This window comes from Nonomuraea ceibae (assembly GCF_019396325.1).
GTDB classification, from domain to species: domain Bacteria; phylum Actinomycetota; class Actinomycetes; order Streptosporangiales; family Streptosporangiaceae; genus Nonomuraea; species Nonomuraea ceibae.
The window spans coordinates 61,907-85,942 of the sequence record NZ_JAHKRO010000014.1; the positions used below are offsets into that span (position 1 = coordinate 61,907).

Below are 24,036 nucleotides of genomic sequence, written 5' to 3' on the forward strand. Positions count from 1 at the left end.
CCGTGAAAGCACTCGTGCTCGCCGGAGGGTCGGGCACACGGCTCCGGCCCATCACCCACACCTCGGCCAAGCAGCTCGTGCCCGTCGCCAACAAACCCGTGCTGTTCTACGGGCTGGAGGCCATCGCGGCGGCCGGCATCCGCGAGCTCGGCCTGGTCGTGGGCGACACCCAGGCGGAGATCGAGGCGGCGGTCGGCGACGGCTCCGCGTTCGGGCTGGAGGTCACGTACCTGCGCCAGGAGGCGCCGCTCGGGCTGGCCCACGGCGTGCTGATCGCCCGGGACTTCCTCGGCGACGACGACTTCGTCATGTACCTGGGCGACAACTTCATCGTCGGCGGCATCACCGGCCTGGTGGACCGCTTCGCCCGGGAGCGGCCCGCCGCGCAGATCATGCTCACCCGGGTGGGCGATCCCCGCCAGTTCGGGGTGGCCGAGCTCGACGACCGGGGCCGGGTCGTCGGCCTGGAGGAGAAGCCGGCCCGCCCGAAGAGCGATCTGGCGCTGGTCGGCGTCTACCTGTTCAGCCCGGCGGTGCACGAGGCGGTGGCCGAGCTGAAGCCGTCGGGCCGGGGCGAGCTGGAGATCACCGACGCCATCCAGTGGCTGCTCGAAGCCGGTCTGCCCGTCGAGTCGTCGGTGATCACCGGCTACTGGAAAGACACCGGCAACGTCACCGACATGCTGGAGGTCAACCGGCTGGTGCTCGAATCGCTCGAGGCCGGAGTGCTCGGCTCGGTCGACGACGCCAGCGAGCTGGTCGGCCGGGTCCTGGTCGAGCCGGGCGCGGTCGTCGAACGCTCGCGCCTGGTCGGCCCGGTGATCGTCGGGTCCGGCGCGGTCGTCCGTGACAGTTACGTCGGCCCGTTCACCTCGATCGGGGCCGGGTGCGCGGTCACCCGCAGCGAGATCGAGTACTCGATCGTGCTGCCCAGGGCGTCGATCGAGGGCGTGGGCCGGATCGAGTCGTCGCTCATCGGCCACGACGTCGAGGTCACCCCGGCTCCCAACACGCCCAGAGCCCACCGTCTCGTGCTGGGCGATCACAGCAAGGTACAGATCAGTTCATGAAGAGAATCCTGGTGACGGGCGGCGCGGGCTTCATCGGCTCGCACTTCGTCCACGGGCTGTCCGGTGCGGACGTGACCGTGCTGGACAAGCTCACCTACGCGGGCAACCGGGCCAACCTCGAAGGCGCGCCGCACACGTTCGTGCACGGCGACATCTGCGACGGCGCGCTGCTGGCCGAGGTGGTGCCGGGCCACGACCTGGTGGTGAACTTCGCCGCCGAGTCGCACGTCGACCGCTCGATCGCGGGCGCCGGCGAGTTCGTCCGCACCAACGTGCTGGGCACCCAGACGCTGCTGCAGGCGTGCCTGGACGCGGGCGTGCCCAAGGTGGTGCAGGTGTCGACGGACGAGGTGTACGGGTCCATCGACATCGGCTCCTGGGACGAGTCCGCCCCGCTCCAGCCGAGGTCGCCGTACGCGGCGGCGAAGGCGGGCGGCGACCTCATCGCCCGCTCGTACGCGGTCACGTACGGGCTGGACGTGTCGATCACCCGGTGCGGCAACAACTACGGGCCGCGGCAGTACCCGGAGAAGGTGATCCCGCTGTTCGTCACGAACCTGCTGCGCGGCCGGAAGGTCCCGCTGTACGGCGACGGCGGCAACGTGCGCGACTGGATCCACGTCGAGGACCACTGCGCGGGCATCCGCCTGGTCGCCGAGGTGGGCAAGCCGGGCGAGGTCTACCACATCGCGGGCACCGCCGAGCTGACCAACAAGGAGCTGACCGGCCGCCTGCTGGACGCGACCGGGCACAGCTGGGCCATGGTCACGCCCGTCGAGGACCGCAAGGGCCACGACCGCCGCTACTCGCTGGACGACCGCAAGCTGCGGGCGCTCGGCTACGCGCCGCGCATCCCGTTCGACCAGGGGCTGCGCGAGACCGTGCGGTGGTACGCCGACAACCGTGACTGGTGGGACGGGTTATGAGGTGGCTGATCACGGGCGGCGGCGGGATGCTGGCCGCCGACGTGCTCGACAGGATCGGGCTGACCGGTGAGCCGGTGCTCGCGCTCGGCCGGTCGGAGCTGGACCTGCGGGACGCCAGGGCGGTGCGCGACTTCGTGTCCGCCTACCGGCCGAGGGTGGTGGTCAACTGCGCCGCCTGGACCGCCGTGGACGAGGCGGAGACGCGCGAGGCCGAGGCGCTGGCGGTCAACGGTCACGCGGTGCGCACGCTGGCCGAGGCGTGCGAGCGCGTGGGGGCGCGGCTGGTGCACGTGTCGACCGACTACGTCTTCGACGGCGCCGGGGTGCTCCCGTACGCGGAGGACGCGCCGACGGCGCCGCTCAACGCCTACGGGCGCACCAAGCTCGCGGGCGAACTGGCGGCGCTGGGGCACGGCCACTACGTGGTGCGGACGGCGTGGCTGTACGGCGCCACGGGGCGCAACTTCGTCCGCACGATGATCGAGCTGGCCGGGAGCCGCCCGTTCGTGGACGTGGTCGCCGACCAGCGCGGCCAGCCCACCTGGTCGGCCGACCTGGCCGACTTCCTGGTCCGGCTGGCCCAGTCGGACCTGCCGCCGGGCGTCTACCACGGCACCAGCTCGGGCGAGACGACCTGGCACGGCCTGGCCACGGAGGTCTTCACGCTGCTCGGCGCCGACCCGGCCCGGGTGCGCCCGGTGCCGGCGGCGGCCTTCCCGCGCCCGGCGCCCCGGCCCGCCTACAGCGTGCTGGCCGGCACCCGGTGCGAGCTGATGCGCCCCTGGCGCGAGGCGTTGCACGCCGCCTGGCCGGTGCTGGCGGGGAAGGCGGGCCGTCAGTGCGTCGTCGCGTAGAACCGCCGGCACGCCTCGAAGTCGGGCAGGAGGCCGGCGGTCATCGCCTCCTTGAGCGTGGGCGCCGCCGCGTCCTTGTCCGACAGCAGCGGCTCGGGCCCCCACGGGATCGCCAGGTCCGCGTCGAGCGGGTGCACGCCGTGCTCGCGGCCCGGGTTGTAGGGCTGGGAGCACAGGTAGACGACCGTGGCCTGCTCGCTCGTCGCCTGGAACGCGTGGCCCAGCCCTTCGGCGACGAGCACCGCCCGGCGCTCCCGGTCGTCCAGCGTCACGGCCTCCCACCGGCCGAACGACGGCGAGCCCGTACGCAGGTCGACGACCACGTCCATGACGCTGCCCTGCACGCACATGACGTACTTGGCCTGGCCGGGCGGCACGTCGGCGAAGTGCACGCCGCGCAGCACCCCCCGGGCGGAGACCGAGCAGTTCACCTGGGCCACGTCGAACGGGCGTGGCAGGTCGGCGGCCCGGTACGCCTCCAGGAACGCGCCACGCGGGTCGGTGTGGACGCGAGGCGTGTGGCACCAGGCGCCGTCGATGCCGAGGGGATCCATGACGCGCACAGTAACGAGTGCGGCAGTCCGAGCGAAATATCCCACGGCCTTGGAGCGTGCGAATGATTGTTTGCCGGTTATGCGGATCGGGCGACCTCGCCTCGGTGGTCGACCTGGGCGCCACCCCGCCCTGCGAGCGGTTTCTGACCGCCGCCCAGCTCGACGAGTCTGAGACGACCTACCCGTTGCACCTGCGGGTGTGCACGGCGTGCTGGCTGGCGCAGATCCCGCCGCTGATCACGCCTGAGGATACTTTCACCGATTACGCGTACTTCTCGTCCTATTCGACGTCGTGGGTGGAGCACGCCCGCGCGTTCGTGGCCGGGCTGGAGCTGAAGCCGGACACGTTCGTGGTGGAGGTGGCCAGCAACGACGGCTACCTGCTGCGGCACGTCGTGGACCGGGGCGTGCGCTGCCTGGGCGTCGAGCCGTCGGTGAACGTGGGCGAGGCGGCCAGGAAGCGCGGGGTGCCGACGGTCACCGCGTTCCTGACGCCGGAGACGGCCAGGCAGGTCGTCGCTGAGCACGGCCCGGCCGACTACGTGGTGGCCAACAACGTCTACGCGCACATCCCCGACGTGATCGGGTTCACCCGGGGGCTGCGCACGCTGGTGGCGGACGACGGCTGGGTGTCGATCGAGGTGCAGCACCTGCTCACGCTCATCGAGGGCAACCAGTACGACACGATCTACCACGAGCACTTCCAGTACTACACGGTCGCCTCGGCGCAGCGGGCGCTGGCCTCCGGCGGGCTCACGCTGGTGGACGTGGAGCTGCTGCCGACGCACGGCGGCTCGATCCGGCTGTGGGCCAGGCCGTCGGGCGAGCCGTCGGCGCGGGTGGCCGACGTGCTGGCGCTGGAGAAGGCGGCCGGGCTGCACGAGATCTCCGGCTACATCGACTTCGCCGCGCGGGTCGCCAAGGTCCGGCGTGACCTGCTCGGCTTCCTGGTGGGCGCGGCCGAGGAGGGCCGGACCGTCGTCGGCTACGGCGCCCCGGGCAAGGGCAACACGCTGCTCAACCACTGCGGGGTGCGGCCGGACCTGCTCGCCTACACCGTGGACCGCAACCCGTACAAGCACGGCAGGTTCACGCCGGGGGCGCGCATTCCGGTGTTCGAGCCGGAGCGGATCGCCGCGGACCGGCCCGACTACGTGCTCGTGCTGCCCTGGAACCTGCGCGAGGAGCTGGCCGAGCAGCTCTCCTACGTCCACGAGTGGGGCGGCCGGCTGGTCTTCCCCATCCCTTCCCTGGAGGTCGTGTGAAGGTCGTCCTCTTCTGCGGCGGGTACGGCACGCGGATGCGCAGCGGCGCTCCCGGGGACGCGCCCAAGCCGATGCAGCTCGTCGGCCCCAGACCGCTGATCTGGCATGTGATGCGCTATTACGCGCACTTCGGGCACAAGGAGTTCGTGCTCTGCCTCGGCTACGGCGCCGACCAGATCAAGGACTTCTTCCTGCGGTACGAGGAGACCGCCTCCAACGACTTCGTGCTGCGCGGCGGCAGGGTGGAGCTGCTGGCCAGCGACATCTCCGACTGGACGATCTCGTTCGTGCACACCGGCATCGAGTCGTCGATCGGCGAGCGGCTGCGCCGGGTGCGCGAGCACCTGGACGGTGAGGAGGTGTTCCTGGCCAACTACGCCGACGTGCTCAGCGACGCGCCGCTGCCCGAGATGATCGACCGGTTCGCGGCCTCCGACGCGGGCGCCTCGCTCATGGTGGTGCCGCCGCCGGGCACCTTCCACTGCGTCGAGGTCGCCGAGGGCGGGCTCGTCGGCCAGATCACGGCTGTCACGGAGATGCCGCTCTGGGTGAACGGCGGCTACTTCGTGCTGCGCCAGGAGATCTTCGAGCACATCCCGGCGGGCGGCGACCTGCTCGTCGACGGCTGCCGGGAGCTGGCCAAGCGCGGCCGGCTGCTGGCCTACCCGTACCGCGGCTACTGGCGGCCGACCGACACCGTCAACCAGCGGCTGGAGCTGGACCGAGCCTACGCCAGGGGCGAGCGGCCGTGGGCCGTGTGGGAGCCCGCGGCATGATCGACCTCCTGCCCGGCAGCCTGCGCAGGGTCGCCGCCGTCGCCGCGCACTGCGACGACCTCGCGATCGGCGCCGGGGGCACGCTGCTGGCCATGTGCACGGCCCACCCGGGGATCAGGGTGGACGCGCTGATCCTGTCGGGCGGCGGCACAGAGCGGGAGCGGGAGGAGCGGGCCGCGCTGGCCGCCTTCTGCCCAGGCGCCGACCTGCGGGTCACCGTGGGCAAGCTGCCCGACGGCCGGCTGCCCGCGCACTGGGAGGAGGCCAAGCGCGCGGTGGAGGAGCTGCGGCTGCGCACGGTGCCGGACCTGATCCTGGCTCCGCAGCCCGGCGACGCCCACCAGGACCACCGGGGCCTGGCCGAGCTGGTGCCGACGGCCTTCCGCGACCATCTCACGCTCGGCTACGAGATCGTCAAATGGGACGGCGACCTCGGCCGGCCCAACGCCTACCAGCCGCTCGACCTGGCGCTCGCCGAGCGCAAGGTCGCGCTGCTGTGGGAGCACTACCCCTCCCAGCGCCGCCGCCACTGGTTCGACAGGGAGGCATTCCTCGGACTCGCCCGGGTCCGCGGCATCGAATGCCACGCACGTTATGCCGAGGCCTTCTACGTGCGCAAACTCACTCTCGACCTCGCAGGAGGCTGATCGACATGCGCGTTCTGCTCACCGGGCACCAGGGCTACCTGGGCACCGTGATGGCGCCGGTGCTCACCAGAGCCGGGCACGAGGTGACCGGACTGGATTCCGGGCTGTTCGCCGACTGCGTCCTCGGCCCGGCCCCCGACGACCCGCCCGGCCACCGGGTGGACCTGCGCGACGTCACCGAGGCGCACCTCGACGGGATCGACGCGGTGATCCACCTGGGCGCCCTGTCGAACGACCCGCTCGGCGCGCTCGCGCCGGAGCTCACCTACGCCATCAACCACCACGCCTCCGTCCGCCTGGCCAGGCTGGCGCGCGAGGCGGGCGTGCGCCGCTTCCTGTACGCCTCCACGTGCTCGGTGTACGGCGCGTCCGGCGGCGACGAGCTGCTGGACGAGGACGCGCCGCTGCGCCCGGTCACCCCGTACGCCGAGTCGAAGGTGCGCGTGGAGGACGAGCTGGACGAGCTGGCCGACGCCGACTTCTCGCCCGTCTACCTGCGCAACGCCACCGCGTTCGGGTTCTCGCCGCGGCTGCGGGCCGACATCGTGCTCAACAACCTCGTCGGCCACGCTCACCTGACCGGGAAGGTGCTGGTGCTGTCGGACGGCACGCCGTGGCGGCCGCTGGTGCACGCCGCCGACATCGCCGACGCGTTCGCCGCCGTGCTGACCGCGCCGCGCGAGGCGGTGCACGGCCGGGCGTTCAACGTGGGCGGCGAGCAGAACAACCTGACCGTCGCCGAGATCGCCGAGCACGTGGTCGAGGCGGTGCCCGGCTCCGAGCTGGTCATCACCGGCGAGACGGGGGCCGACCCGCGCTCGTACCGGGTGGACTTCTCCCGCATCGAGGCCGCGCTGCCCGGCTACCACGCCCGCTGGACGGTCAAGGCGGGCGCGGTCGAGCTGGCCGACGCCTACCGCGACCACGGGCTGACCGCGCACGACTTCCGGCGCCGGTTCATCCGGCTGGCCCGGCTGGCCGACCGCCGCGAGGCGGGTACGGTCTCGCCGGAGCTCAGGACGTGACCGGGGAGGACATGCATGCCCTGGTGGAGCGGCTCTTCCCGGTGTGCCGCTCCATCACGGGCGACGGAGTGCGGCGCACGCTGGAGATCGTCGGCGAGCGGCTGCCGCTGACCGTCCACGAGGTGCCGACCGGGACCCAGGTGCTCGACTGGACGGTGCCCAGGGAGTGGAACATCCGCGACGCCTGGATCAAGGACCCCGAGGGGAACCGGGTCGTCGACTTCCGGCGCTCCAACCTGCACGTGGTGGGCTACAGCGTGCCCGTGTCGGCCACGATGACGCTCGACGAGCTGCGCCCGCACCTGCACACGCTGCCCGGCCAGCCGGACCTGGTGCCGTACCGGACCAGCTACTACGCCGAGACGTGGGGGTTCTGCCTGGCGCAGCGGGTGCTCGACGGCCTGGGGGAGGGGCCGTACGAGGTCGTGATCGACTCGACGCTGGCCGACGGCTCCCTCACCTACGCCGAGCACGTCGTGCCGGGGCGCAGCGCTGATGAGGTGCTCATCTCCTGCCACGTGTGCCATCCGTCGCTGGCCAACGACAACCTGGCCGGGATCGCGGTCGCCGCCGCGCTCGCCGCCCGGCTGGACCGGCCCCGGCTGACGTACCGGTTCCTGTTCGCGCCGGGCACGATCGGGGCCATCACCTGGCTGGCCCGCAACCGCGACCGCGTCGGCCGGATCGCGGCCGGGCTCACGCTCGCCTGCGCCGGCGACCGCGGCGCGCTCACGTACAAGCGGAGCAGACGCGGCGACACCCGCATCGACCGGGTGATGACGCACGTCCTGCGCGGCAGACCGCACACGGTTGTGGACTTCTCCCCGTACGGGTACGACGAGCGGCAGTTCTGCTCGCCGGGCTTCGACCTGCCGGTCGGCAGCCTGACCAGGACCCCGTACGCCGGTTACCCGGAATATCACACCTCGGCCGACGACCCGGGCTTCGTCACCCCCGAAGCCCTGGCCGACACCCTGGAAACCCTCTGGCAGGCCGTACAGGTGCTGGAGCGCGACGGCCGCTACGAGAACCTGAGCCCCTACGGCGAGCCGCAACTCGGCAGGCGCGGGCTCTACGGCTCTCTCGGCGGCCGGAGTGACACGAAACAAGCCCAGCTGGCGATGTTATGGGTGTTGAACCAGTCAGACGGCGGCCACAGCCTGCTGGACGTCGCGGAAAGGTCGGGTTTGCCCTTCCAGGCGGTCGCCGAGGCGGCCGACGCGCTGGAAGGTGCCGGTTTGCTGAAGCGGGTGGGGGAAAGCGGATGAACCTCCGAGTGGGGGACCTCGTCGAGGTGCGCGGTCAGGCTGAGATCCTGGCCACGCTCGACGAGCGGGGCGAGCTGGAAAGCCTGCCGTTCATGCCGGAGATGCTGCGCTTCTGCGGGCAGCGGATGACGGTGCACAAGGTCGCGCACAAGCTGTGCGACACGATCAGCCGCAGCGGCATGCGGCGGATGGAGCGCGCCGTGCACCTCAAGGCGGCCCGCTGTGACGGCGGCGAGCACGGCGGCTGCCAGACCGCCTGCTCCCTCTACTGGAAGGAGGCGTGGCTGCGGAAGGTCGATCCGGACGAGCCGCAGCCGATCGCCGAGCCGTCGCCCGAGCTGCTGCCGCTGCTGCGGCTCAACACGCGCAAGGGCGGCGGCGCCTACTCCTGCCAGGCCACGGAGCTGCTGCGGGCGGCGCCCGCCTGCCTGCCGTTCCGCGACGCCGGCCAGTACGTCGCCGACGTGCGCAGCGGCAACGCCTCGCCCTCGCGGGTGGCGCGCACGTTCCTGGTCGGGCTGTTCAACCGCCTCCAGGAGGTCAGCAAGAAGGTGCTGCCGAGGCGGCTGTGGTTCCGGCGCGGGCTGCGGTGGGGGTTCGTCGAGGGCCGGGCCGGTGCCAGCACGCCGACGGCCAAGCTCGACTTGAAGCCGGGCGAGCTGGTCAGGATCAAGACGAAGGACCAGATCCTCGACACGCTCAACGGCGACCTGCTCAACCGGGGCCTGGGCTTCGAGGAGGAGATGGCCCGCTACTGCGGCAGGACCGCGCGGGTGCGGGCCAGGGTCGAGCGCTGCCTCGACGAGCGGACCGGGGAGATGCTGATCATGAAGACGCCCAGCATCATCCTCGACGACCTGGTGTGCGAGGGCGTCTACAACGCCAACTGTCCCCGCGAGTTCGTGCCGTTCTGGCGGGAGATCTGGCTGGAAAGGGTCGAGGACGGTACGTGAGCGACATCGGCGAGATCGGCCGCAAGGCAGGACGCGGGCTGCGCTGGAGCCTGCTGGGCAACGTGGTGATGAAGGCCGGCTCGTTCGGCATGAGCCTGGTGCTGGCGTGGTTGCTCCTGCCGACCGATTTCGGGGTGTTCGCGATCGCGCTCGCGGTCAGCCAGTTCGTCATCTTCATCAACGACGCCGGGGTCATCTCCGCCGTCGTGCAGTGGCGCGGCGAGCTGGAGGAGGTCGCGCCCACCGCCACGGTGGTCGCGCTCGCCTCCAGCGTCTCCCTGTACGCGCTTTTCTTCGTGATCGCGCCGTTCTACGCCCAGCTCGCCGGGAGCGAGGACGCCACCTGGGTGATCCGCATCCTCATGGCGACCAACCTCGTCTACGGGCTCACCGCCGTGCGCAGCGCCGCGCTGATGCGCCGGTTCGAGCAGGACAAGCTGGCCTGGGCCAACCTGGCCGGGTTCGCCGCCAACGCGTCGGTGTCGATCACGCTGGCCGCCAACGGGGCCGGCGCCTACAGCTTCGCCTGGGGGCAGCTCACCGGGGCCACGGTCACCGGTGTGCTGGTGCTCGTGCTGGCCCGGGTCCGCTTCACCGCCGGGTTCGACCGGGAGATCGCCAGGCGGCTGCTGAAGTTCGGGCTGCCGCTCTGCGTCGGGCTCGGCGTCGAGGGGCTGCTGCTCAACGTCGACATCGTCATCGTCGGCGACGTGCTGGGGCCGCACCAGCTCGGCCTCTACCTGCTCGCCTTCAACATCGCGAGCTGGGTGCCCGGGCTGATCGGCACCGCCGTCCGCTACGTGGCCCTGCCCAGCTTCTCGCGGCTGGCCGAGGAGGGGCGCGAGTCGATGGAGGCCGGGGTGCGGCAGGCCGTGCCGCTGCTGGGCGCGATCGTGCTGCCCATCGCGGTGCTCATGGGCACGCTCGCGCCCGCCCTGGTCGGGCTCCTGTACGAGCCGCGCTGGCTGCCCGCGGCCGGCGTGCTGCAGTTCCTGGCCGTGGTCATGGCCGTGCGGATGCTGACGCTGCTGATCACCGACATCCTGGCCGGGCTCGGCGCCACCCGGTCGATGATGTGGGTCAACCTGGGCTGGGCGCTCGCGCTGGTGCCCGCGCTGCTCGTCGGCGCCCGCGCGGGCGGCATCCAGGGCGCCGCCGTCGCGCACGCCGTCATCGCCGTCACGGTGGCGCTGCCGCTGCTCGGCATCACGCTGCGGCGCTCGCGGGTGCCGCTGCGCCTGGTCGTGTACGGGCTGGCCAGGCCGATGCTGGGCGCGGGCGTCGCGGCGGCCGTCATGGCCGGGCTGTCGCTGGTCGTCGAGGGGCCGTTCGCGCAGCTCTGCGTGGCCGGTGGCGCGGGCGTGCTGGCGTTCGCGCTGGTCGCCGTGCCGCGGGCCGTACTCATGCAACTGGTGCGTCAAAGGAGGGCACATGCCCGGCTCTGAGCTGGTCTCGATCGCGTTGCCGGTGCGCAACGGGGCGGACCGTCTGGAAGGCGTCGTCCGGTCGGTGCTGGCGCAGGACCACCCCGACGTGGAGCTGGTCATCTCCGACAACGCCTCCACCGACGGCACCGAGGAGCTCTGCCGCGACCTGGCGGCGGGCGACCCGCGGGTCGTCTACCACCGGCACCCGGAGAACGTCGGGCTGCTCAACAACTTCGTCCACGCCGCCCGGATCTCCCGGGGCGCGTTCGTGCGCTGGATCGGCGACGACGACCGGCTCGACCCGGGCTGCGTCTCGCGCGGGCTGGCCGAGTTCGCCAAGGACGAGCGGACGATCCTGGTCACCACACAGGTCGCCTACACCGGGCCCGACGGCGTCGTCAGGACCGCCGCGTACGACGGGACCGCGCTGGCCTCCGGCGACCCGGTGGAACGATTCACCGAGATGCTGCGGCTGCTCAACGAGAGCCACCTGCTCATCGACCCGCTCTACGGCATGCTCAGGCGCGGGCCGGCGACCGGCATCCCGCGGCGCAACATGCTGCGCGAGGACGAGGTGTTCGCCGCCAAGCTGGCGCTGGCCGGGCCGTGGGCGCACGTCAACGAGGTGCTGGCGCACCGCAACTGGCGGCAGGAGCGCATCTCCGGCGTGGCGCGGCGGCTGGACGTGCCGTCGTGGCAGTCGCGGCTGGCCAACACCCTCCAGTGCCGCGAGCTGCTGGCGTGGGTGCGGGACTGCGATCTCACCGCCGACCAGCGCCGGCGGGCCCGCGCGGCGGTGCTCAGGATGTACGTGAGGCGGCAGCGGCGCACTGTGGCGCACCGGAGCCGGAAGCTGCTGGCCATGGCCCGGTTGGTGTAACGCGGCAGATGAACAGCGCGATTTCCTGTTTGTACCGAGAAATCTGACGGGGGCGGAAATAGTGGGCTTCTGGACGACCATCTTTGGTCTGGCCCGGAAGAAGTTCGTTGGACCGCCCATCGCGGTGGCGGCGATCATCCTGGCACTGGCCGGATACTTCCTCATGCCGAGCAGGTACGTCTCGACCGCGTCCATGGTGCTCACCGTGCCCGCCACCGGCGGCACGCTGGAGACCGAACGGCGCGAGAAGCCGAGCCTGACCAACCCGTTGCTGCACTTCAACGACGCGCTGCGGACCACGGCCGGCATCCTCATCCTGGCCACCAACACGCCCGAGGTGGCCGCCGAGATCGGCGTCACCGAGGACGGGCCGACCTCGGTCACCGTCAACGACGGGCGCACCAACCCCGACCTGCTCGGCATCAGCACCAACGGCCCGTTCGTGTACGTCGAGGTGGAGTCCACCTCGCCGCAGGTCGTCCGCGACGTGATGCGCAAGGCCCAGCAGCGGGTCCGGCTGGAGCTGGCCAAACGCCAGGTGGACCTCGAAGCGCCGGTCAGCACGCACATCGGCATCCTCGACGTGATGCCCGCCTCCAGCCCCAGGGCCGTGGTCTCCGACCGGCTCATGGCGGCGGCGGGCGGCGGCCTGCTGGGCGTGCTGGCGGGGTTCGCGGTCGCCTACGCGATCCCGCGCCTGCGCCCGGCCGCCCGCCGCGAGCCCCTGCCCGCCCCCGAGCCCGAGGCCGCCCCGGCACCCGCGCCGGAGCCGGCCCCCGAACCCGCGCCGGAGCCCGCTTCCCAGCCCCGGCCCGCCCCGGCCCCGGCCGAGGACGTCAAGGGGACCGTCGAGTTCCGGGTGCGCAACGGGACGCACGCCCCCGCCGCGCCGGTGTTCCCGATGACCGTGACGGAGCTGGGGTCGGACGACGACACGGGCCCGATCGAGGTCGTCGTGCCCCACGACGATCAGCTCGACTCCACCACCTGAGCGCACCGCCGGATCGCCGCCAGCCGCGACTCCATCGGCGTGTGCGACTTGGCGGAGATCATCATGCCGACCGCCTGCGGCCCGAGCCGGTCGGCGAACGCCACGGCGGTGGCCTCGTCCCACGGCTCGTGGTTGTAGCTCAGGTGACAGATCGAGGTGTTGACCGGCGGCGACGCCTTCAGCACCTCGTCCACGAACACCCCGTACAGGATGAACTCCGAGATGTGCAGCTGCGAGTTGAACGCGTCGATCCAGTCGCGCCCGGTGACCTCGGAGATGCGCCGCTGCATGGCCCGCACGATCACCGGGTCCCAGTACGTCAGCGCGGTCACGTAGTCGGGCAGCGGAGGCGGCGGCGCGGGTGGCAGGCCGAGCAGCTTGCGCGCCACCTGGTGCCACAGCACGTGCCGCTCCATCCCGGCGGTGACGCCGTTCTCCAGCCGGTACAGGCACAGCCGCCCGTCCACGCTGAACGACTCGACGCCGGCCGGCCGTACCAGGACCGCGTCGGAGTCGACGATGAGCAGCGCGTCGGCGTCGATCAGCCCGGCGGCGGCGATCTTGACGGTCTGCTGCATGACCCAGCCGCGCAGCGGCGGCCACGGCCGCCGGCAGTTGACGTACAGGTCGGTCGCCGGGACCCGCACGTAGCGGCGGGGCAGCAGCTCCGAGCGCACCCACACGTGGCAGCGCGGCCCCTGGAAGCGCGCGAACGCCTCCCGGTCGCCGGGCGGCACGAAGACGTGGTGGATGGTGTCGTCGGAGGTGTGTTCCAGGACGGATCGGTGCAACAGGGCGAACAGCTCGGCGTCGGGGGCGTAGGACGGGGTGATGACCGCCAGCTTGCTCAAGGATGGCTCCCATCGGGTCCGGTGACCTGGGCGCACCGCTGGATGGCCGCGAGCCGGGCCGCCATCGGCGTGCGCGACTTGGCGGAGATCATCATGCCGATCGCGCGGGGGTCCAGCAGGTCGGCGAAGGCGACGGCCCCGGCCGGGTCCAGCGGGGTGCGTTCCCATCGGTTGTGGCAGATCATGGTGTCGACCGGCGGCGACGCCTTCAGCACCTCGTCGACGAACACGCCGTACACGATGAACTCCGACACCTGGAGGTGGGAGGTGAAGGCGGCCAGCCAGTCGCGCCCGGTGGCCTCGGCGACGCGCTCCTGCATGGCCCGCGCGACGGCCGGCTCCCAGATCGCCAGCGAGCTGATGTAGTCGGGCTGCGGCAGCGTGAAGCCGGAGGGCAGCCCGAGCAGCGCGCGGGCGGCCCGGTGCCAGACGACGTGGTCGGCCATGCCGTCGTGCACGCCGTCGTCGGCGCGGAAGAACGTCACCCGGCCGTCGCGGACGAAGTGCTCGGGCAGCGCCCGCCGGACGAGGACCACGTCGGAGTCGGCGACCAGCACGACGCGCGCGTCCAGCAGCGCCGTGACGGCGATCTTGACGGCCTGCTGCACCACCCAGCCGCGCAGCGGCGGCCACGGCCGCCGCGCGTTCACCCACAGGTTCGTGCCCGGCACGTGCACGACGTGCCGGGGAAGGATCTCCGGGTACGTCCACAGCCGGCAGCGCGGACCCGCGTAGCGGGCGAACAGCGACCGGTCGGCCGGCGGCACGATCACGTGGTGCACCGTGTCGTCCGAGGTGTGCTCCAGGACCGAGCGGTGCAGGTGGGCGAAGAGCTCGGCGTCGGGGCCATAGGTGGGCGTGACGACGGCCAGTTCGCTCATGAAGGTTGATCTCCAGTCCCCCGGCGCGGGTGAAAACGCCCTGTAAGCCATATCGGGCTGCGGATGGCGGCGTTACAGCCCGCCGTGTAACGCTCCACCCCGGTTCGCGCGACATGCATGAGGCGAGACTCGCAGGGGAGGGCGCGTGGATTTCTGGGGGACCATCCTCGTCCTGTTGCGGCGGTGGTTCGTCGCCTTACCGGCGTTCGCGCTGGCTGTGGGCGGGGCGTTCTACGCGTACTCGACGGTCCCGACCACCTACACGACGACGGCGGTGCTGGTGCTGACCGCGCCGACCAGCGGCGGCGTGCTCCCACCGCACCCCGACCAGCCGATTCCCCGGGTGAACCCGCTGCTCAACTTCGACCACGGGCTCAGCGTCGCCGCCTCGATGCTGATCAGCGCGATGAGCACGCCCGACATGGTCGCCGAGATGGGCACGGCGGAGGGCGACACCAAGTACGCGGTCACGAACGGCACCAACAACCTGGAGTCGCTGGCCACCGGGCCGCTGGTGTTCGTCGAGGGGGAGAGCCTCACGCCGGAGGCGGCGACCGCGATCACGCTGAAGGTGCTGGACCGGACCAGACGCGAGCTGGACAAGCGCCAGCGCCAGGTGCAGGCGCCCGAGGAGACGTACATCACGACGAGCGAGGCGGTGCCGCCGACCACGCCGGTGCCGCAGCAGGGCAGGAAGCTCCGCTCGGCCGCGGCGGCGCTCGGCCTGGGCCTGATCGCCGCCCTGTGCGCGTCGTTCGCGGCGGAGAGCGTCTCCGGCCGCCTGCGACGGCGACGGCCCGCGCCGGAGGCCGCCGGCGAGGCACGGGAGCCGGCCACGGCCGGCAAGGGAGCCTGAGGCGTGGCCACCGGCTCCGTCGCGGGCATCGGCCCGCTGGGCGCGCGGTCGCCGCTCGCTGGGAGGGCCGACGGGGCGACCGTGGCGGTGGTCTTCGCCCTGGCGCTGCTCGTCGTGCCCGCGCGGCTCGTGCTCAAGTACCTGCCGCTGTCGCTGACCCCGGCCAACGTCGTCAGCCTGGCGGCGGCGCTGCTCTGGCTGTGCGCGCAGTTCACGCTCACGCTCGGCGTCGCCAAGGGCCGCAACCCGGTGCGCACCGCGCTGTTCGCCTACTTCACCGCCATGCTGGCCACCTACGGGTTCTCGACCTGGGGCTACATGGACTCCGACGAGCTCAACCTGACCGACCACGCGTTCGTGCTGGCGATCGCGTCCGTCGGTATCGGGCTGACCATGTGCGACGGCGTACGCGGGTTCCGGCGGCTGGACTTCGTCATCAAGACGCTGGTCGTCGGCGGCGCGATCATCTCGGTGATCGGGGCCTTCCAGTTCGTCCTGCACTGGGACCTGACCCGGTTCCTGGAGCTGCCGATCCTGCGCTACACCTCGGAGGGCGACTCGTTCGTGCTGGAACGGGCCGACCTGCGCCGGGTGGCCGCGACCACCGGCCACCCGATCGAGTTCGGCGTGACGACGGCGATGCTGCTCCCGCTGGCCGTGCACCTGGCGACCAAGGCGCGGATGCGGGCCGAGCCGTCGCTGCGCTGGTGGGCGTGCGCGCTGCTGATCGGGCTGGGGCTGATGTTCTCGGTGTCGCGCTCGGCCATGCTCAGCCTGGGGGCCGTCGGGCTGGTGCTGTTCCTCGGCTGGCAGGCGCGGCGGCGCCTGGGGGCCGCGGCGGTGGCCGGCGGGTTCCTCGTCGTCATCTGGGTCACCGTGCCGGAGCTGCTCGGCGCCATCTTCGGGCTGTTCTCCAACCTGTCCAACGACGAGAGCATCCAGTACCGGACGCACGACTACGCGGTGGCCGCCCAGGAGATCGGCAGGCACTTCTGGCTGGGCCGCGGCCTCGGCACCTGGTACGCGCCCAAGCACCAGATCTTCGACAACCAGTACATCCTGTCGATGGTGGAGACCGGGCTGGTCGGCACGCTCGCGTTCGCCGCGCTGTTCGTGGTGGCGTTCTGCACCGCGCTGCGGGCCCGCCACCTGAGCGCCGACCCCGGCACCCGGGATCTCGGGCTGACCGTCGCCGCCTGCCTGGTGGTGCCGCTCGTCGGGTCGTTCACCTTCGACCTGCTGTCGTTCGCCACCGTCACCGGGCTGTCGTTCGTGCTGGTCGGGGCCGCCGGGGCGTTGCTGCGCGCGGTCAAGGAGGATCAGCTCGCGCCCTCGCAGCGCAGCGGGCCGACGATCGAGGTGACCCGATAATCGGCGTCGATGGTGACCAGCTCGTTGCCCGCCCACTCGGTCCGGCCGCACTCGGAGTCGACGGGCCCGTACACCCACGACTTGTCGACGAGCTTGTTGCCGCGCACCACCTGCTTGCCGCTCGCGTTGCGCACCTGGATGCTGAACGTGCCGCCCATCACCAGGTTGTCGGTGACGACGACGTCGCGCGACTTCTCGTCCACCAGGAAGATCGGCGCGGTGATGTCCTTGGCCGCGCGCTGGTCGACGGTGTTGTGGTGGAAGAGCAGCCCGGTGCCGCCCACGTACGCCTGGATGCCGTCGGAGTGGTCGCCGGGGTTGGAGCAGAGCTTCACGAACGAGTCGCTGATGCGCACGTCGTCGCCGGAGACGCGGAAGCCGTCGCTGTGGCCCTGGACGAGCACCCGGCTGGCCGTGTACTTGTCCTGGCCGATCGCGGGCAGCGGGCCGCACGTCTTCGTGGTGCCGACCGTGGTGTCGGAGATGGAGAAGCGGAAGGTCTTGGCCCCGTCGGCGTTGGTGACGTGGCCGTCGATCACGCTGTTGCGGACCGTCACGTCGTCGGCGTGGATCACCAGCGGGCCGGGGACGTGCACGCCGTCGAGCACGGCTCCGGGCGTCTTGACGCGGTAGGCGACGCCGTCGAGGTTGGGCGCGACCGGCGTCAGCTTGACCGCCTTGGGCGCGCCGGTGCAGGCCGGGGTGGGGTGGTCGGGGCAGGAGCTGCCGTCGGGCCGGACGATGCCCGGCGACGGGGTGGGGGCGGCCACCGGCGGGTCCGACGGCCGCACGGCCGGGGTGGCCTGGCACGCCGTCAGCACGAGCACCGCAACAGCCGCGAACAGCACGCGCATCGCCGTCACCTCTCAGCCGCCGAGCCGGCGCAGCAGCTCGGCCCACGAGCCCGCGCTCAGGTCGCGCCCGCTGACCTCGGTGGGCGGCAGGGGCCACGCTACCTTCAGATCCGGGTCGTCGTAGCGGACCGCGAGATCCTCGGCCGGATCGTGCTCGCGGTCGATGCGGTAGCAGGTGTCGGCCTGCTCGGTCAGCGCCTGAAAGCCGTGCAGCAGCCCCGGAGGCACGTACAGGGTGACGAACTCCTCGTCGTCCAGCCGTACCGCCATCTGCCGCCCGAACGTCGGCGAGCCCGGCCTGGCGTCCACCAGCACGTCGTGGATCGCGCCCCGGGCGCAGCGCACCAGCTTGGCCTCGCCGCTCCCGGCCCGGCCGTGCAGGCCCCGGATCACGCCCCGGCGCGACCTGGACTGGCTGTCCTGGATGAACGCCTCCGGCCTCAGCCCCGCCCCGGCGGCCACCGCCGCGTCGAACGTCCGGGTGAACAGGCCGCGCCCGTCCCGGTGCGGCGCGGGCTTGAACAGCAGCACGCCCTCGATCTCGCCCCGATCCACTCGCATGTGTCGTCCTTACTCAAGGCGGTCTGATGAAGCCGACGGTCAGTGTCGTCGTCCCGGCGCACAACGAGGAGGCGGTCATCGCCGCCGGCCTCGACACGCTGCTGGCCGGCGCCGAACCCGGCGAGTTCGACGTGGTCGTGGTGGCCAACGGCTGCTCCGACGGCACCGCGCGGGCCGCCGCCCGGCCGGGGGTGCGGGTGCTGGAGACGGCGACGCCGGGCAAGGCGCACGCGCTGCGCCTGGGCGACGCCGCCTGCCGCACGTTCCCGCGCGTCTACCTGGACGCCGACGTGCGACTCGACGCCGGGTCCCTGCGCGCCCTGGTCGCGGCGGCCGGCTCGCCGGGCGTGCTGGCGTGCGCGCCGCAGGTCTCGTGGGACCTGACCGGCGTCGGCCCGCTGGTCCGCCGGGTGCTCGCCGTGCACGAGGCGCTGATCCGGCCGGGCCGCGCGCTGGCCGGTGTGGGCGTGTACGCGCTCACCGCCGAAGGGCACAGCCGGGTCTTCCCGCTGCCGGACGTGATCTCCGACGACGGCTACGTGGACAGCTTCTTCACCGGGGACGAGCGGGTCGTGGTCACCGGGGCCCGCTCGGTCGTCCGCCCGGCCCGCACGGTCCGCGCCCACCTGGCCAGGCGGGTCCGGGTCCGGCAGGGCAACCGGCAGCTCGCCGCGCTGGGCCGCCCCCTGCGCCCGCTGGAGGCGGGCAGCCTGCGCCGCGTGATCCGCTCCGGGGCCGCCGGCCCGCTGAACGTCGCCTGCTACCTCGCCGTCCTGGCCGTCGACCGCCTCCTCACCCGGCTGCGCGGCGACCGGCAGGACTGGGGCACGGACGCGAGCAGCCGTCACAACGAACCGACGGCCGCGTCGTAGGCCCGGAGCAGCGCCGCCTTCGAGTGCTCCCACGACAGCGGCCCCGCCACCCGCTGCCTGCCGATCTCGCCCATCCGCTCCCGCTCGGCCGGGTCGTCCAGCAGCCGGGCGATCAGCTTGGCGAACTCCGACTCGTCGTTGGCCGGTGCGTACACGGCCGCCTCGCCCGCCGACACCCGCGCCTCGCGCAGCTCGAAGGAGACGATCGGCCGGGCCATCGCCATGTACTCCATGACCTTGTTCATCGTGGAGACGTCGTTGAGCGGGTTGAGCGGGTCCGGTGACAGACACACGTCGGCCGTGGACAGGTAGCGCATCAGGTCCTCGTCCGGGATGCGGCCGGTGAACTCCACCTGCTCGCCCAGCCCCAGCTCGCGGGAGAGCGCCACCATCGCGTCGAAGGTGTCGCCCCCGCCCACGAACACCGCGTGCCAGTCGTCGCGCCCGTGCTCGTCGCGCAGCTTGGCCAGGCTGCGCAGCGCGTAGTCGACGCCGTCCTGCGGCCCCATGACGCCCAGGTAGCACAGCAGGTACGGCTTGCCGCGCCGGGCCGACGGGTCGGGCGGCACCTGGTGGAAGCGCTCGACGACCGGGGCGCTGCGCACCACGAACACCTCGCCGGGCTTCTTGCCGCCGCGCGTCATCGCGACCTGCCGGTAGCTCTCGTTGGTGGCGATCACCACGTGCGCCGCCCGGTAGGTGCGCCGCTCCAGCCAGCACACGGCCCGGTAGAGCCGGTCGCGCCCGCGCCCGAACCGCGACAGGTACAGCTCGGGCACCAGGTCGTGCTGGTCGAACACGAACCGCGTGCCCTTGCCCCGCATGGCCAGCGCGACCAGGAAGAACAGGTCGGGCGGGTTGCAGCCGTGGACCACGTCGAAGCGGCCGAGCTGCCGGGCGATGCGGAAGGTGTGCCACAGCGCCGAGCCGTACTCCCGCAGGTAGCCGGCGGGCCCGCCGGTGGCGGCGCGCAGCGGGTAGCGGTGGATGTGGACGCCGTCGATCACGGCCTCGGGCTCGGTGTCCTGCTTGGCGCCCTGCGGGCAGATGACGTGCACCTCCCAGCCGGCCTCGCGCAGGGCGGTGCACTCCTGCCACACGCGGCGGTCGAGGGGCACGGACAGGTTCTCGACGAGGATGAGCGCTCTACCAGCCAATGCCCGCGTAGTCCCTTCTGTGGCGGTGCGCCGCGGCGCCCGGCATCCGCACGAGGTCGACGATCGCCTTGCCGTCGGCCCGTTCCATCGCCTCCAGCACGGCGGGGTCGGTGGAGCCGACCACGCACACCTCCGCGTGCGCCAGGACGTCCTCCACCGAGTCGCCGAGCAGGTCACCCAGGTGCGGCAGCCGTTCGGCGATGTAGGCGCGGTTGGCGCCCATGAGCCGCGACAGCGACACGTTGGCGTCGTAGATGCGCAGGTCGTAGCCCTTGCCCAGGAGCCGTTCCGCCAGCTCGACCAGGGGGCTCTCGCGCAGGTCGTCGGTGCCGGGCTTGAACGACAGCCCGAACAGCCCGATCTTCCGCCTGCCGGGCGCGGTCACCAGGTCGAAGGCCCGCTGGAGGTGCGCGTCGTTGGCGGGCAGCACGTGCGACAGCAGCGGCACGGCCACGTCGGCCTTCCTGGCGGCGTAGACGAGGCCGCGCAGGTCCTTCGGCAGGCACGAGCCGCCGAAGGCGAACCCCGGCCGCAGGTAGGCGGGGCTGACGTTGAGCTTGCGGTCCGCCAGGAACACGTCCATGACCTGGTGCGAGTCGAGCCCCAGGGCCTGGCAGACCGCGCCTAACTCGTTGGCGAACCCGATCTTCACCGCATGAAACGCGTTATCCGCATATTTCGTCATCTCGGCGATCGGGATCGGCACCCTGAACACCTCGCCCGGCAGCCCCTCGTACAGCGCGGCCACCACGTCCCCGGCCGCCGGGTCGGACTCGCCGATGACGGTCTTGGGCGGTGCGAAGAAGTCGCGCACGCTGCTGCCCTCGCGCAGGAACTCCGGGTTGACCGCCACGCCGAAGTCCACCCCGGCCCGCATCCCGGAGGCCAGCTCCAGGATCGGCACCAGCAGGTCCGCGCAGGTGCCCGGCAGCATCGTGGAGCGGAACACCACCACGTGCCGCTGCCGCAGCGCCCGCCCGATCTGCTCGGCGACCCGCTCCAGGAAGGTCGTGGACAGGCTCCCGTTCGGCGCGGACGGGGTGCCGACGCACACCAGCGACACGTCGCCGGCCCCCACCGCCTCGGCCGCGTCGGTGGTGGCCCGCAGGGTGCCGTCCGCCACGGCCTTCGCCACCAGCTCGCCGATCCGCTCCTCCACGATGGGGGCGCGGCCGTCGTTGATGAGGTCCACCTTGACCGGGTTGACGTCGACGCCGACGACCTCGTGGCCCATCGAGGCCAGGCAGGCCGCCGAGACGCACCCCACGTAGCCGAGCCCGAAGACGCTGATCCGCATAGCTGCCCTCCGCCGATTGGACCGTGGAGGGCAGCGATCATTTCCCCCCGCCTCCAACGGATATGTCGGGCATGCCGATTGGAACGTTACTGACCTGTCCGGGACCGGACACTTCTCACGAACGCCCGCGCCCGCGTCTCCGCCGACGCTGCCGCCCGGCGCACCGGGTTGCGCGTCACCACGCCCTGGCACACCTGCGTCTCGCCGGTCTTGGCCCGCCGCTTGTACTCGTCCTCGCCCCGGCCCAGGTCGATGCGCGTCACGCCGAGCGCCGGCGCGGCCGACACCAGCTCGCGCAGCAGCATCCAGCCGGGAGCCAGCCGGGCGAACTCCGGGTCGTACACCGGGAACCACCAGTGCAGCACCCCGCCCGCGCGCAGCCCGAAGTGCGCGGCCAGCAGCCGCGGTCCCGCGTGCAGCGTCGACAGCACGCCGCCGAACGACCGGTCGCGGGTGCGCAGCAGGCTCTCCAGCAGGCGCACCCGGTCCGGCTCTGCGAAGTGGTCCTTGGCCCCGGTGGCCGCGTACTGGGCCCGCTTCAGCGCGATCACCTGGGCCAGCGCGTCGGCGTCGGCCGACTCGGCCTCGAAGCGGACCTCGCCGTGCTCGCGCGCCGCCTTGCCGGCCCGGCGCCGGGCCTGGGCCATGTTGTCCCTGCCGCTGCGCGAGGCCCGGCCCAGGTAGCCGTCCAGCCCGCCGGTCACGTCCAGGTACGGCGACGGCCTGCGCGAGATCACCCACGGCTCGAAGCCGGGCGCCCCGTCCACCAGGTGGTCGAACGCGTACGCCGCCGCCCCGCCCCCGAGCAGGTCCAGCGGCCGGAACGCGGCCCCGGCCGCCAGCACCGGGCCCTGGAAGTCCGCGCCCGGCCAGCCGACCGGCCGCAGCGTCCGGCCCTCCCGGTGGTGCGGCACCAGCACGCCGTCACCGACGGCGACCCGCACCTCCCGCCCGCTCGCGTGCACGGCGGCGGCGAAACCGGGGTGGAAGTAGGGGCTGTCCAGCGCCGGGTTGCCGGCGTGCAGGGCGTGCCAGGCGTCCAGCTCGGCCGTGCCGAGCCGGTCGAACGCCACCATCCGCATCACTGGGGCAGCGCCTTCGTCCGGCGCGACGGGCGCAGCAGCGCCGTCACGGCCGCCCGCGCCGTGCGGCGGCCCGCCAGCGCCCGGACCGCCTCGCCCGCCAGCACCGCCGCGAAGTACGCCGCCCCGGCCACCACGCCGTTGCGCCGGCGATACAGCCGCACCTTGTTGACCACCAGCATCGCCGCCAGCATCGGGTTGACGCCGGAGTCGCCGCCGATGTGCTCGATCACCGACGCGGGCTCGTACCAGGTGCGCCAGCCCAGGTCGGCGGCCCGCAGGCAGTAGTCCGTCTCCTCGCTGTAGAGCAGGAACGACTCGTCCCACGGCCCGACCTCGCGCACCATCCGGGCCGACAGCAGCATCGCCGCCCCCGTCACCCAGGCGAACGCCCCCGGGCGCGCGTAGTCGCGCGGGTCCGTCACCAGCTCGCCCAGCGAGCCCAGCCGCCCGGCCCGGTCGCCACCGATCACCGCCTCGACGAGCGCCCGCGCCACCGTCGGCGCCCGCCGCAGCGACGGCTGCAGCGACCCGTCCGGATTGACCATGTACGGCGCCACGATGCCGGTCCGGGGCCCCGCCTGATGCTCGGCCAGGCACGCCACCAGCGGCGCGATCGCCCCGGGGCGCAGCCGGCAGTCCGGGTTGAGCACGTACACGGCGTCGAGCCCGTCCAGGTCGAGCGCCGCGATCCCGGCGTTGATCCCCGCCGCGTAACCGGCGTTGCGCCCGAGCTGCACTACCTTGACCGGAAGGTCGGCGCGGTCGGCGATGGCCGTGGAGCCGTCCTTGGAGGCGTTGTCCGCCACGACCACGTCGGCCAGCTCCACACCCTCGGCCCCGGCGGGCAGCGACGCCAGGCAGCCTTCGAGCACGTCCGCGCTGTTGTAGGTGACGATCACCACGGCGACCCTGGGCATCAGCGCACCCGCTTGTACAGCCGCATGGCCAGCTTGGCCGCCCGGCGCGGCAGCGAAGGCCCGCCGCCGAGCACCCGGGAGATCCAGCCGCCGTCGAGGTCGCTGCGCAGGCTGTTGCGCGCCTGCAACCAGGAGTCGGCGCGGGCCCGGCCGCCGTCGCTGGTGTAGGCCCGGGTGACGCCCGCCTGCCGCAGCCGCCGCAGCACGTCGCGGTCGTAGGAGCCGAACGGGATCGCCACCCTCGACACCGGCTCCCCGGTGAGCTGCCCGAGCAGCCGGTGCGCCGCCGACAGCTCCTCGGCCGCCTGCCGCGCGTCGAGCGCGCGCCAGTCGCGGTGCGCCCACCCGTGCGAGCCGATCCGCATGCCCGCCCCCAGCAGCTCGCGCACCCCTTCGGAGTCGAGCCTGCCCGGCTCGCCGAGCATCCCGGCCAGCACGAAGAACTCGGCCTTCAGCCCGCGCTCCACCAGCCGGGGCAGCGCGATCTCCACGTCGGAGGCGTTGCCGTCGTCGAACGTGACGCGCACGTCGGGCCGCCCGGCGACCGCGTCCATGACCTGCTCGAACTGCGCCACGCTCACCCAGGTCAGGTCCTCGCCCGGATCGAGTTCGCGGGGCGCCTCCCCGATCCCGTGCACGGTCAGGTTGGTTACCGCCCGCATCCCGCCCCCTGGTGAGAAAGCCGCCAGGAGTGATAT

The 24,036-nt window shown here is 72.5% G+C and carries 25 protein-coding genes; 15 read left to right on the forward strand and 10 right to left on the reverse strand.

From position 1 onward, the window contains the following. Nucleotides 1–2 precede the first annotated feature (2 nt). From KME80_RS12575 to rfbD, 3 genes are read left to right on the forward strand one after another with little or no spacing between them, the layout of a single operon-like run. Nucleotides 3–1,070 (forward strand): glucose-1-phosphate thymidylyltransferase, encoded by a 1,068-nt coding sequence (locus tag KME80_RS12575; protein ID WP_219504560.1) that lies wholly within the window; start codon nucleotides 3–5, stop codon nucleotides 1,068–1,070. After that, entirely contained in the window at nucleotides 1,067–1,996 is a 930-nt protein-coding gene (gene rfbB / locus KME80_RS12580; protein ID WP_219504564.1) for a dTDP-glucose 4,6-dehydratase, read from the forward strand. The genes KME80_RS12575 and rfbB overlap by 4 nt, the downstream gene beginning before the upstream one ends. Beyond that, nucleotides 1,993–2,850 carry a dTDP-4-dehydrorhamnose reductase gene (rfbD, locus tag KME80_RS12585; RefSeq protein ID WP_219504566.1) on the forward strand — a complete coding sequence of 286 codons (858 nt, stop codon included), beginning with the start codon at nucleotides 1,993–1,995 and terminating at the stop codon, nucleotides 2,848–2,850. Before rfbB ends, rfbD begins: the two co-directional genes overlap by 4 nt. On the opposite strand, the gene KME80_RS12590 is transcribed toward rfbD, so the two are convergent. After that, nucleotides 2,832–3,404, reverse strand: a complete 573-nt coding sequence (locus tag KME80_RS12590; RefSeq protein WP_219504568.1) for a dTDP-4-dehydrorhamnose 3,5-epimerase family protein — start codon at nucleotides 3,402–3,404, stop codon at nucleotides 2,832–2,834. The two genes, rfbD and KME80_RS12590, sit on opposite strands and share 19 nt — an antisense overlap. A 62-nt stretch (nucleotides 3,405–3,466) precedes the next feature. Here KME80_RS12590 and KME80_RS12595 point away from each other — a divergent pair, with 62 nt between their 5' ends. From KME80_RS12595 to KME80_RS12635, 9 genes are all read left to right on the forward strand, one after another. Next, entirely contained in the window at nucleotides 3,467–4,669 is a 1,203-nt protein-coding gene (locus KME80_RS12595; protein WP_219504699.1) for a class I SAM-dependent methyltransferase, read from the forward strand. After that, on the forward strand, nucleotides 4,666–5,445 hold the full coding sequence (locus KME80_RS12600) for a glycosyltransferase family protein (RefSeq protein ID WP_219504570.1): 780 nt from the start codon (nucleotides 4,666–4,668) through the stop codon (nucleotides 5,443–5,445). The genes KME80_RS12595 and KME80_RS12600 overlap by 4 nt, the downstream gene beginning before the upstream one ends. Continuing rightward, nucleotides 5,442–6,092 carry a PIG-L deacetylase family protein gene (locus KME80_RS12605; RefSeq protein WP_219504572.1) on the forward strand — a complete coding sequence of 217 codons (651 nt, stop codon included), beginning with the start codon at nucleotides 5,442–5,444 and terminating at the stop codon, nucleotides 6,090–6,092. The genes KME80_RS12600 and KME80_RS12605 overlap by 4 nt, the downstream gene beginning before the upstream one ends. A gap of 5 nt (nucleotides 6,093–6,097) precedes the next feature. Next, nucleotides 6,098–7,117, forward strand: coding sequence for an NAD-dependent epimerase/dehydratase family protein (locus KME80_RS12610; protein ID WP_219504574.1), 1,020 nt, complete (start codon nucleotides 6,098–6,100; stop codon nucleotides 7,115–7,117). After that, entirely contained in the window at nucleotides 7,114–8,385 is a 1,272-nt protein-coding gene (locus KME80_RS12615; protein ID WP_219504576.1) for a DUF4910 domain-containing protein, read from the forward strand. The genes KME80_RS12610 and KME80_RS12615 overlap by 4 nt, the downstream gene beginning before the upstream one ends. Then, entirely contained in the window at nucleotides 8,382–9,338 is a 957-nt protein-coding gene (locus KME80_RS12620; protein WP_219504578.1) for a hypothetical protein, read from the forward strand. Before KME80_RS12615 ends, KME80_RS12620 begins: the two co-directional genes overlap by 4 nt. Beyond that, entirely contained in the window at nucleotides 9,335–10,783 is a 1,449-nt protein-coding gene (locus KME80_RS12625) for an oligosaccharide flippase family protein (protein ID WP_308125726.1), read from the forward strand. The genes KME80_RS12620 and KME80_RS12625 overlap by 4 nt, the downstream gene beginning before the upstream one ends. Before the next feature lie 22 nt (nucleotides 10,784–10,805). Further along, nucleotides 10,806–11,645: a glycosyltransferase family 2 protein gene (locus KME80_RS12630; protein WP_372455355.1), complete on the forward strand. Its 840-nt coding sequence runs from the start codon at nucleotides 10,806–10,808 to the stop codon at nucleotides 11,643–11,645. Nucleotides 11,646–11,769: 124 nt separating this feature from the next. After that, entirely contained in the window at nucleotides 11,770–12,636 is an 867-nt protein-coding gene (locus KME80_RS12635) for a hypothetical protein (RefSeq protein ID WP_219504582.1), read from the forward strand. On the opposite strand, the gene KME80_RS12640 is transcribed toward KME80_RS12635, so the two are convergent. Continuing rightward, a complete protein-coding gene (locus KME80_RS12640; RefSeq protein WP_219504584.1) occupies nucleotides 12,615–13,487 on the reverse strand; it encodes a DUF6492 family protein in 873 nt (290 codons plus the stop codon). The genes KME80_RS12635 and KME80_RS12640 overlap by 22 nt on opposite strands. Further along, complete coding sequence (locus KME80_RS12645) at nucleotides 13,484–14,368, reverse strand: DUF6492 family protein (protein WP_219504586.1); 885 nt, start codon at nucleotides 14,366–14,368, stop codon at nucleotides 13,484–13,486. Before KME80_RS12645 ends, KME80_RS12640 begins: the two co-directional genes overlap by 4 nt. Nucleotides 14,369–14,513: 145 nt before the next feature. Here KME80_RS12645 and KME80_RS12650 point away from each other — a divergent pair, with 145 nt between their 5' ends. Both KME80_RS12650 and KME80_RS12655 read left to right on the forward strand, forming a co-directional pair. Then, on the forward strand, nucleotides 14,514–15,224 hold the full coding sequence (locus tag KME80_RS12650) for a hypothetical protein (RefSeq protein WP_219504588.1): 711 nt from the start codon (nucleotides 14,514–14,516) through the stop codon (nucleotides 15,222–15,224). Between the two features lie 3 nt (nucleotides 15,225–15,227). Next, entirely contained in the window at nucleotides 15,228–16,595 is a 1,368-nt protein-coding gene (locus KME80_RS12655) for an O-antigen ligase family protein (RefSeq protein ID WP_308125727.1), read from the forward strand. Here KME80_RS12655 and KME80_RS12660 read toward each other — a convergent pair. Beyond that, a complete protein-coding gene (locus tag KME80_RS12660) occupies nucleotides 16,544–17,449 on the reverse strand; it encodes a hypothetical protein (protein WP_219504590.1) in 906 nt (301 codons plus the stop codon). The genes KME80_RS12655 and KME80_RS12660 overlap by 52 nt on opposite strands. Before the next feature lie 12 nt (nucleotides 17,450–17,461). Next, the gene (locus tag KME80_RS12665) at nucleotides 17,462–18,010 is read right to left on the reverse strand and encodes a dTDP-4-dehydrorhamnose 3,5-epimerase family protein (RefSeq protein ID WP_219504591.1); all 549 of its coding nucleotides are present in this window, start codon (nucleotides 18,008–18,010) and stop codon (nucleotides 17,462–17,464) included. A 26-nt stretch (nucleotides 18,011–18,036) separates the two neighbouring features. On the opposite strand from KME80_RS12665, the gene KME80_RS12670 reads away from it, so the two are divergent. Next, entirely contained in the window at nucleotides 18,037–18,882 is an 846-nt protein-coding gene (locus tag KME80_RS12670) for a glycosyltransferase family 2 protein (protein ID WP_219504593.1), read from the forward strand. Here KME80_RS12670 and KME80_RS12675 read toward each other — a convergent pair. The 5 genes from KME80_RS12675 to KME80_RS12695 all read right to left on the reverse strand — a co-directional run bounded on the left by KME80_RS12675 (nucleotide 18,855) and on the right by KME80_RS12695 (nucleotide 24,000). After that, nucleotides 18,855–20,039, reverse strand: a complete 1,185-nt coding sequence (locus KME80_RS12675; protein ID WP_219504595.1) for a glycosyltransferase family 4 protein — start codon at nucleotides 20,037–20,039, stop codon at nucleotides 18,855–18,857. The two genes, KME80_RS12670 and KME80_RS12675, sit on opposite strands and share 28 nt — an antisense overlap. Beyond that, nucleotides 20,029–21,336, reverse strand: coding sequence for a nucleotide sugar dehydrogenase (locus tag KME80_RS12680; protein WP_219504596.1), 1,308 nt, complete (start codon nucleotides 21,334–21,336; stop codon nucleotides 20,029–20,031). Before KME80_RS12680 ends, KME80_RS12675 begins: the two co-directional genes overlap by 11 nt. An 86-nt stretch (nucleotides 21,337–21,422) precedes the next feature. Beyond that, the gene (locus KME80_RS12685) at nucleotides 21,423–22,412 is read right to left on the reverse strand and encodes a GNAT family N-acetyltransferase (protein ID WP_246644691.1); all 990 of its coding nucleotides are present in this window, start codon (nucleotides 22,410–22,412) and stop codon (nucleotides 21,423–21,425) included. A 5-nt stretch (nucleotides 22,413–22,417) separates the two neighbouring features. Continuing rightward, on the reverse strand, nucleotides 22,418–23,338 hold the full coding sequence (locus KME80_RS12690) for a glycosyltransferase family 2 protein (RefSeq protein WP_219504597.1): 921 nt from the start codon (nucleotides 23,336–23,338) through the stop codon (nucleotides 22,418–22,420). Beyond that, nucleotides 23,338–24,000, reverse strand: coding sequence for a polysaccharide deacetylase family protein (locus KME80_RS12695; protein ID WP_219504598.1), 663 nt, complete (start codon nucleotides 23,998–24,000; stop codon nucleotides 23,338–23,340). Before KME80_RS12695 ends, KME80_RS12690 begins: the two co-directional genes overlap by 1 nt. Between the last annotated feature and the right edge of the window lie 36 nt (nucleotides 24,001–24,036).

Coding starts and splice junctions, on each gene's coding strand:
- rfbB (WP_219504564.1), top strand. CDS start 1,067: ATGAAGAGAATCCTGGTGACGGGCGGCGCGGGCTTCATCGGCTCGCAC.
- rfbD (WP_219504566.1), top strand. CDS start 1,993: ATGAGGTGGCTGATCACGGGCGGCGGCGGGATGCTGGCCGCCGACGTG.
- KME80_RS12590 (WP_219504568.1), bottom strand. CDS start 3,404: ATGGATCCCCTCGGCATCGACGGCGCCTGGTGCCACACGCCTCGCGTC.
- KME80_RS12595 (WP_219504699.1), top strand. CDS start 3,467: ATGATTGTTTGCCGGTTATGCGGATCGGGCGACCTCGCCTCGGTGGTC.
- KME80_RS12605 (WP_219504572.1), top strand. CDS start 5,442: ATGATCGACCTCCTGCCCGGCAGCCTGCGCAGGGTCGCCGCCGTCGCC.
- KME80_RS12610 (WP_219504574.1), top strand. CDS start 6,098: ATGCGCGTTCTGCTCACCGGGCACCAGGGCTACCTGGGCACCGTGATG.
- KME80_RS12620 (WP_219504578.1), top strand. CDS start 8,382: ATGAACCTCCGAGTGGGGGACCTCGTCGAGGTGCGCGGTCAGGCTGAG.
- KME80_RS12645 (WP_219504586.1), bottom strand. CDS start 14,368: ATGAGCGAACTGGCCGTCGTCACGCCCACCTATGGCCCCGACGCCGAG.
- KME80_RS12660 (WP_219504590.1), bottom strand. CDS start 17,449: ATGCGCGTGCTGTTCGCGGCTGTTGCGGTGCTCGTGCTGACGGCGTGC.
- KME80_RS12665 (WP_219504591.1), bottom strand. CDS start 18,010: ATGCGAGTGGATCGGGGCGAGATCGAGGGCGTGCTGCTGTTCAAGCCC.
- KME80_RS12670 (WP_219504593.1), top strand. CDS start 18,037: ATGAAGCCGACGGTCAGTGTCGTCGTCCCGGCGCACAACGAGGAGGCG.
- KME80_RS12680 (WP_219504596.1), bottom strand. CDS start 21,336: ATGCGGATCAGCGTCTTCGGGCTCGGCTACGTGGGGTGCGTCTCGGCG.
- KME80_RS12685 (WP_246644691.1), bottom strand. CDS start 22,412: ATGGTGGCGTTCGACCGGCTCGGCACGGCCGAGCTGGACGCCTGGCAC.
- KME80_RS12690 (WP_219504597.1), bottom strand. CDS start 23,338: ATGCCCAGGGTCGCCGTGGTGATCGTCACCTACAACAGCGCGGACGTG.
- KME80_RS12695 (WP_219504598.1), bottom strand. CDS start 24,000: ATGCGGGCGGTAACCAACCTGACCGTGCACGGGATCGGGGAGGCGCCC.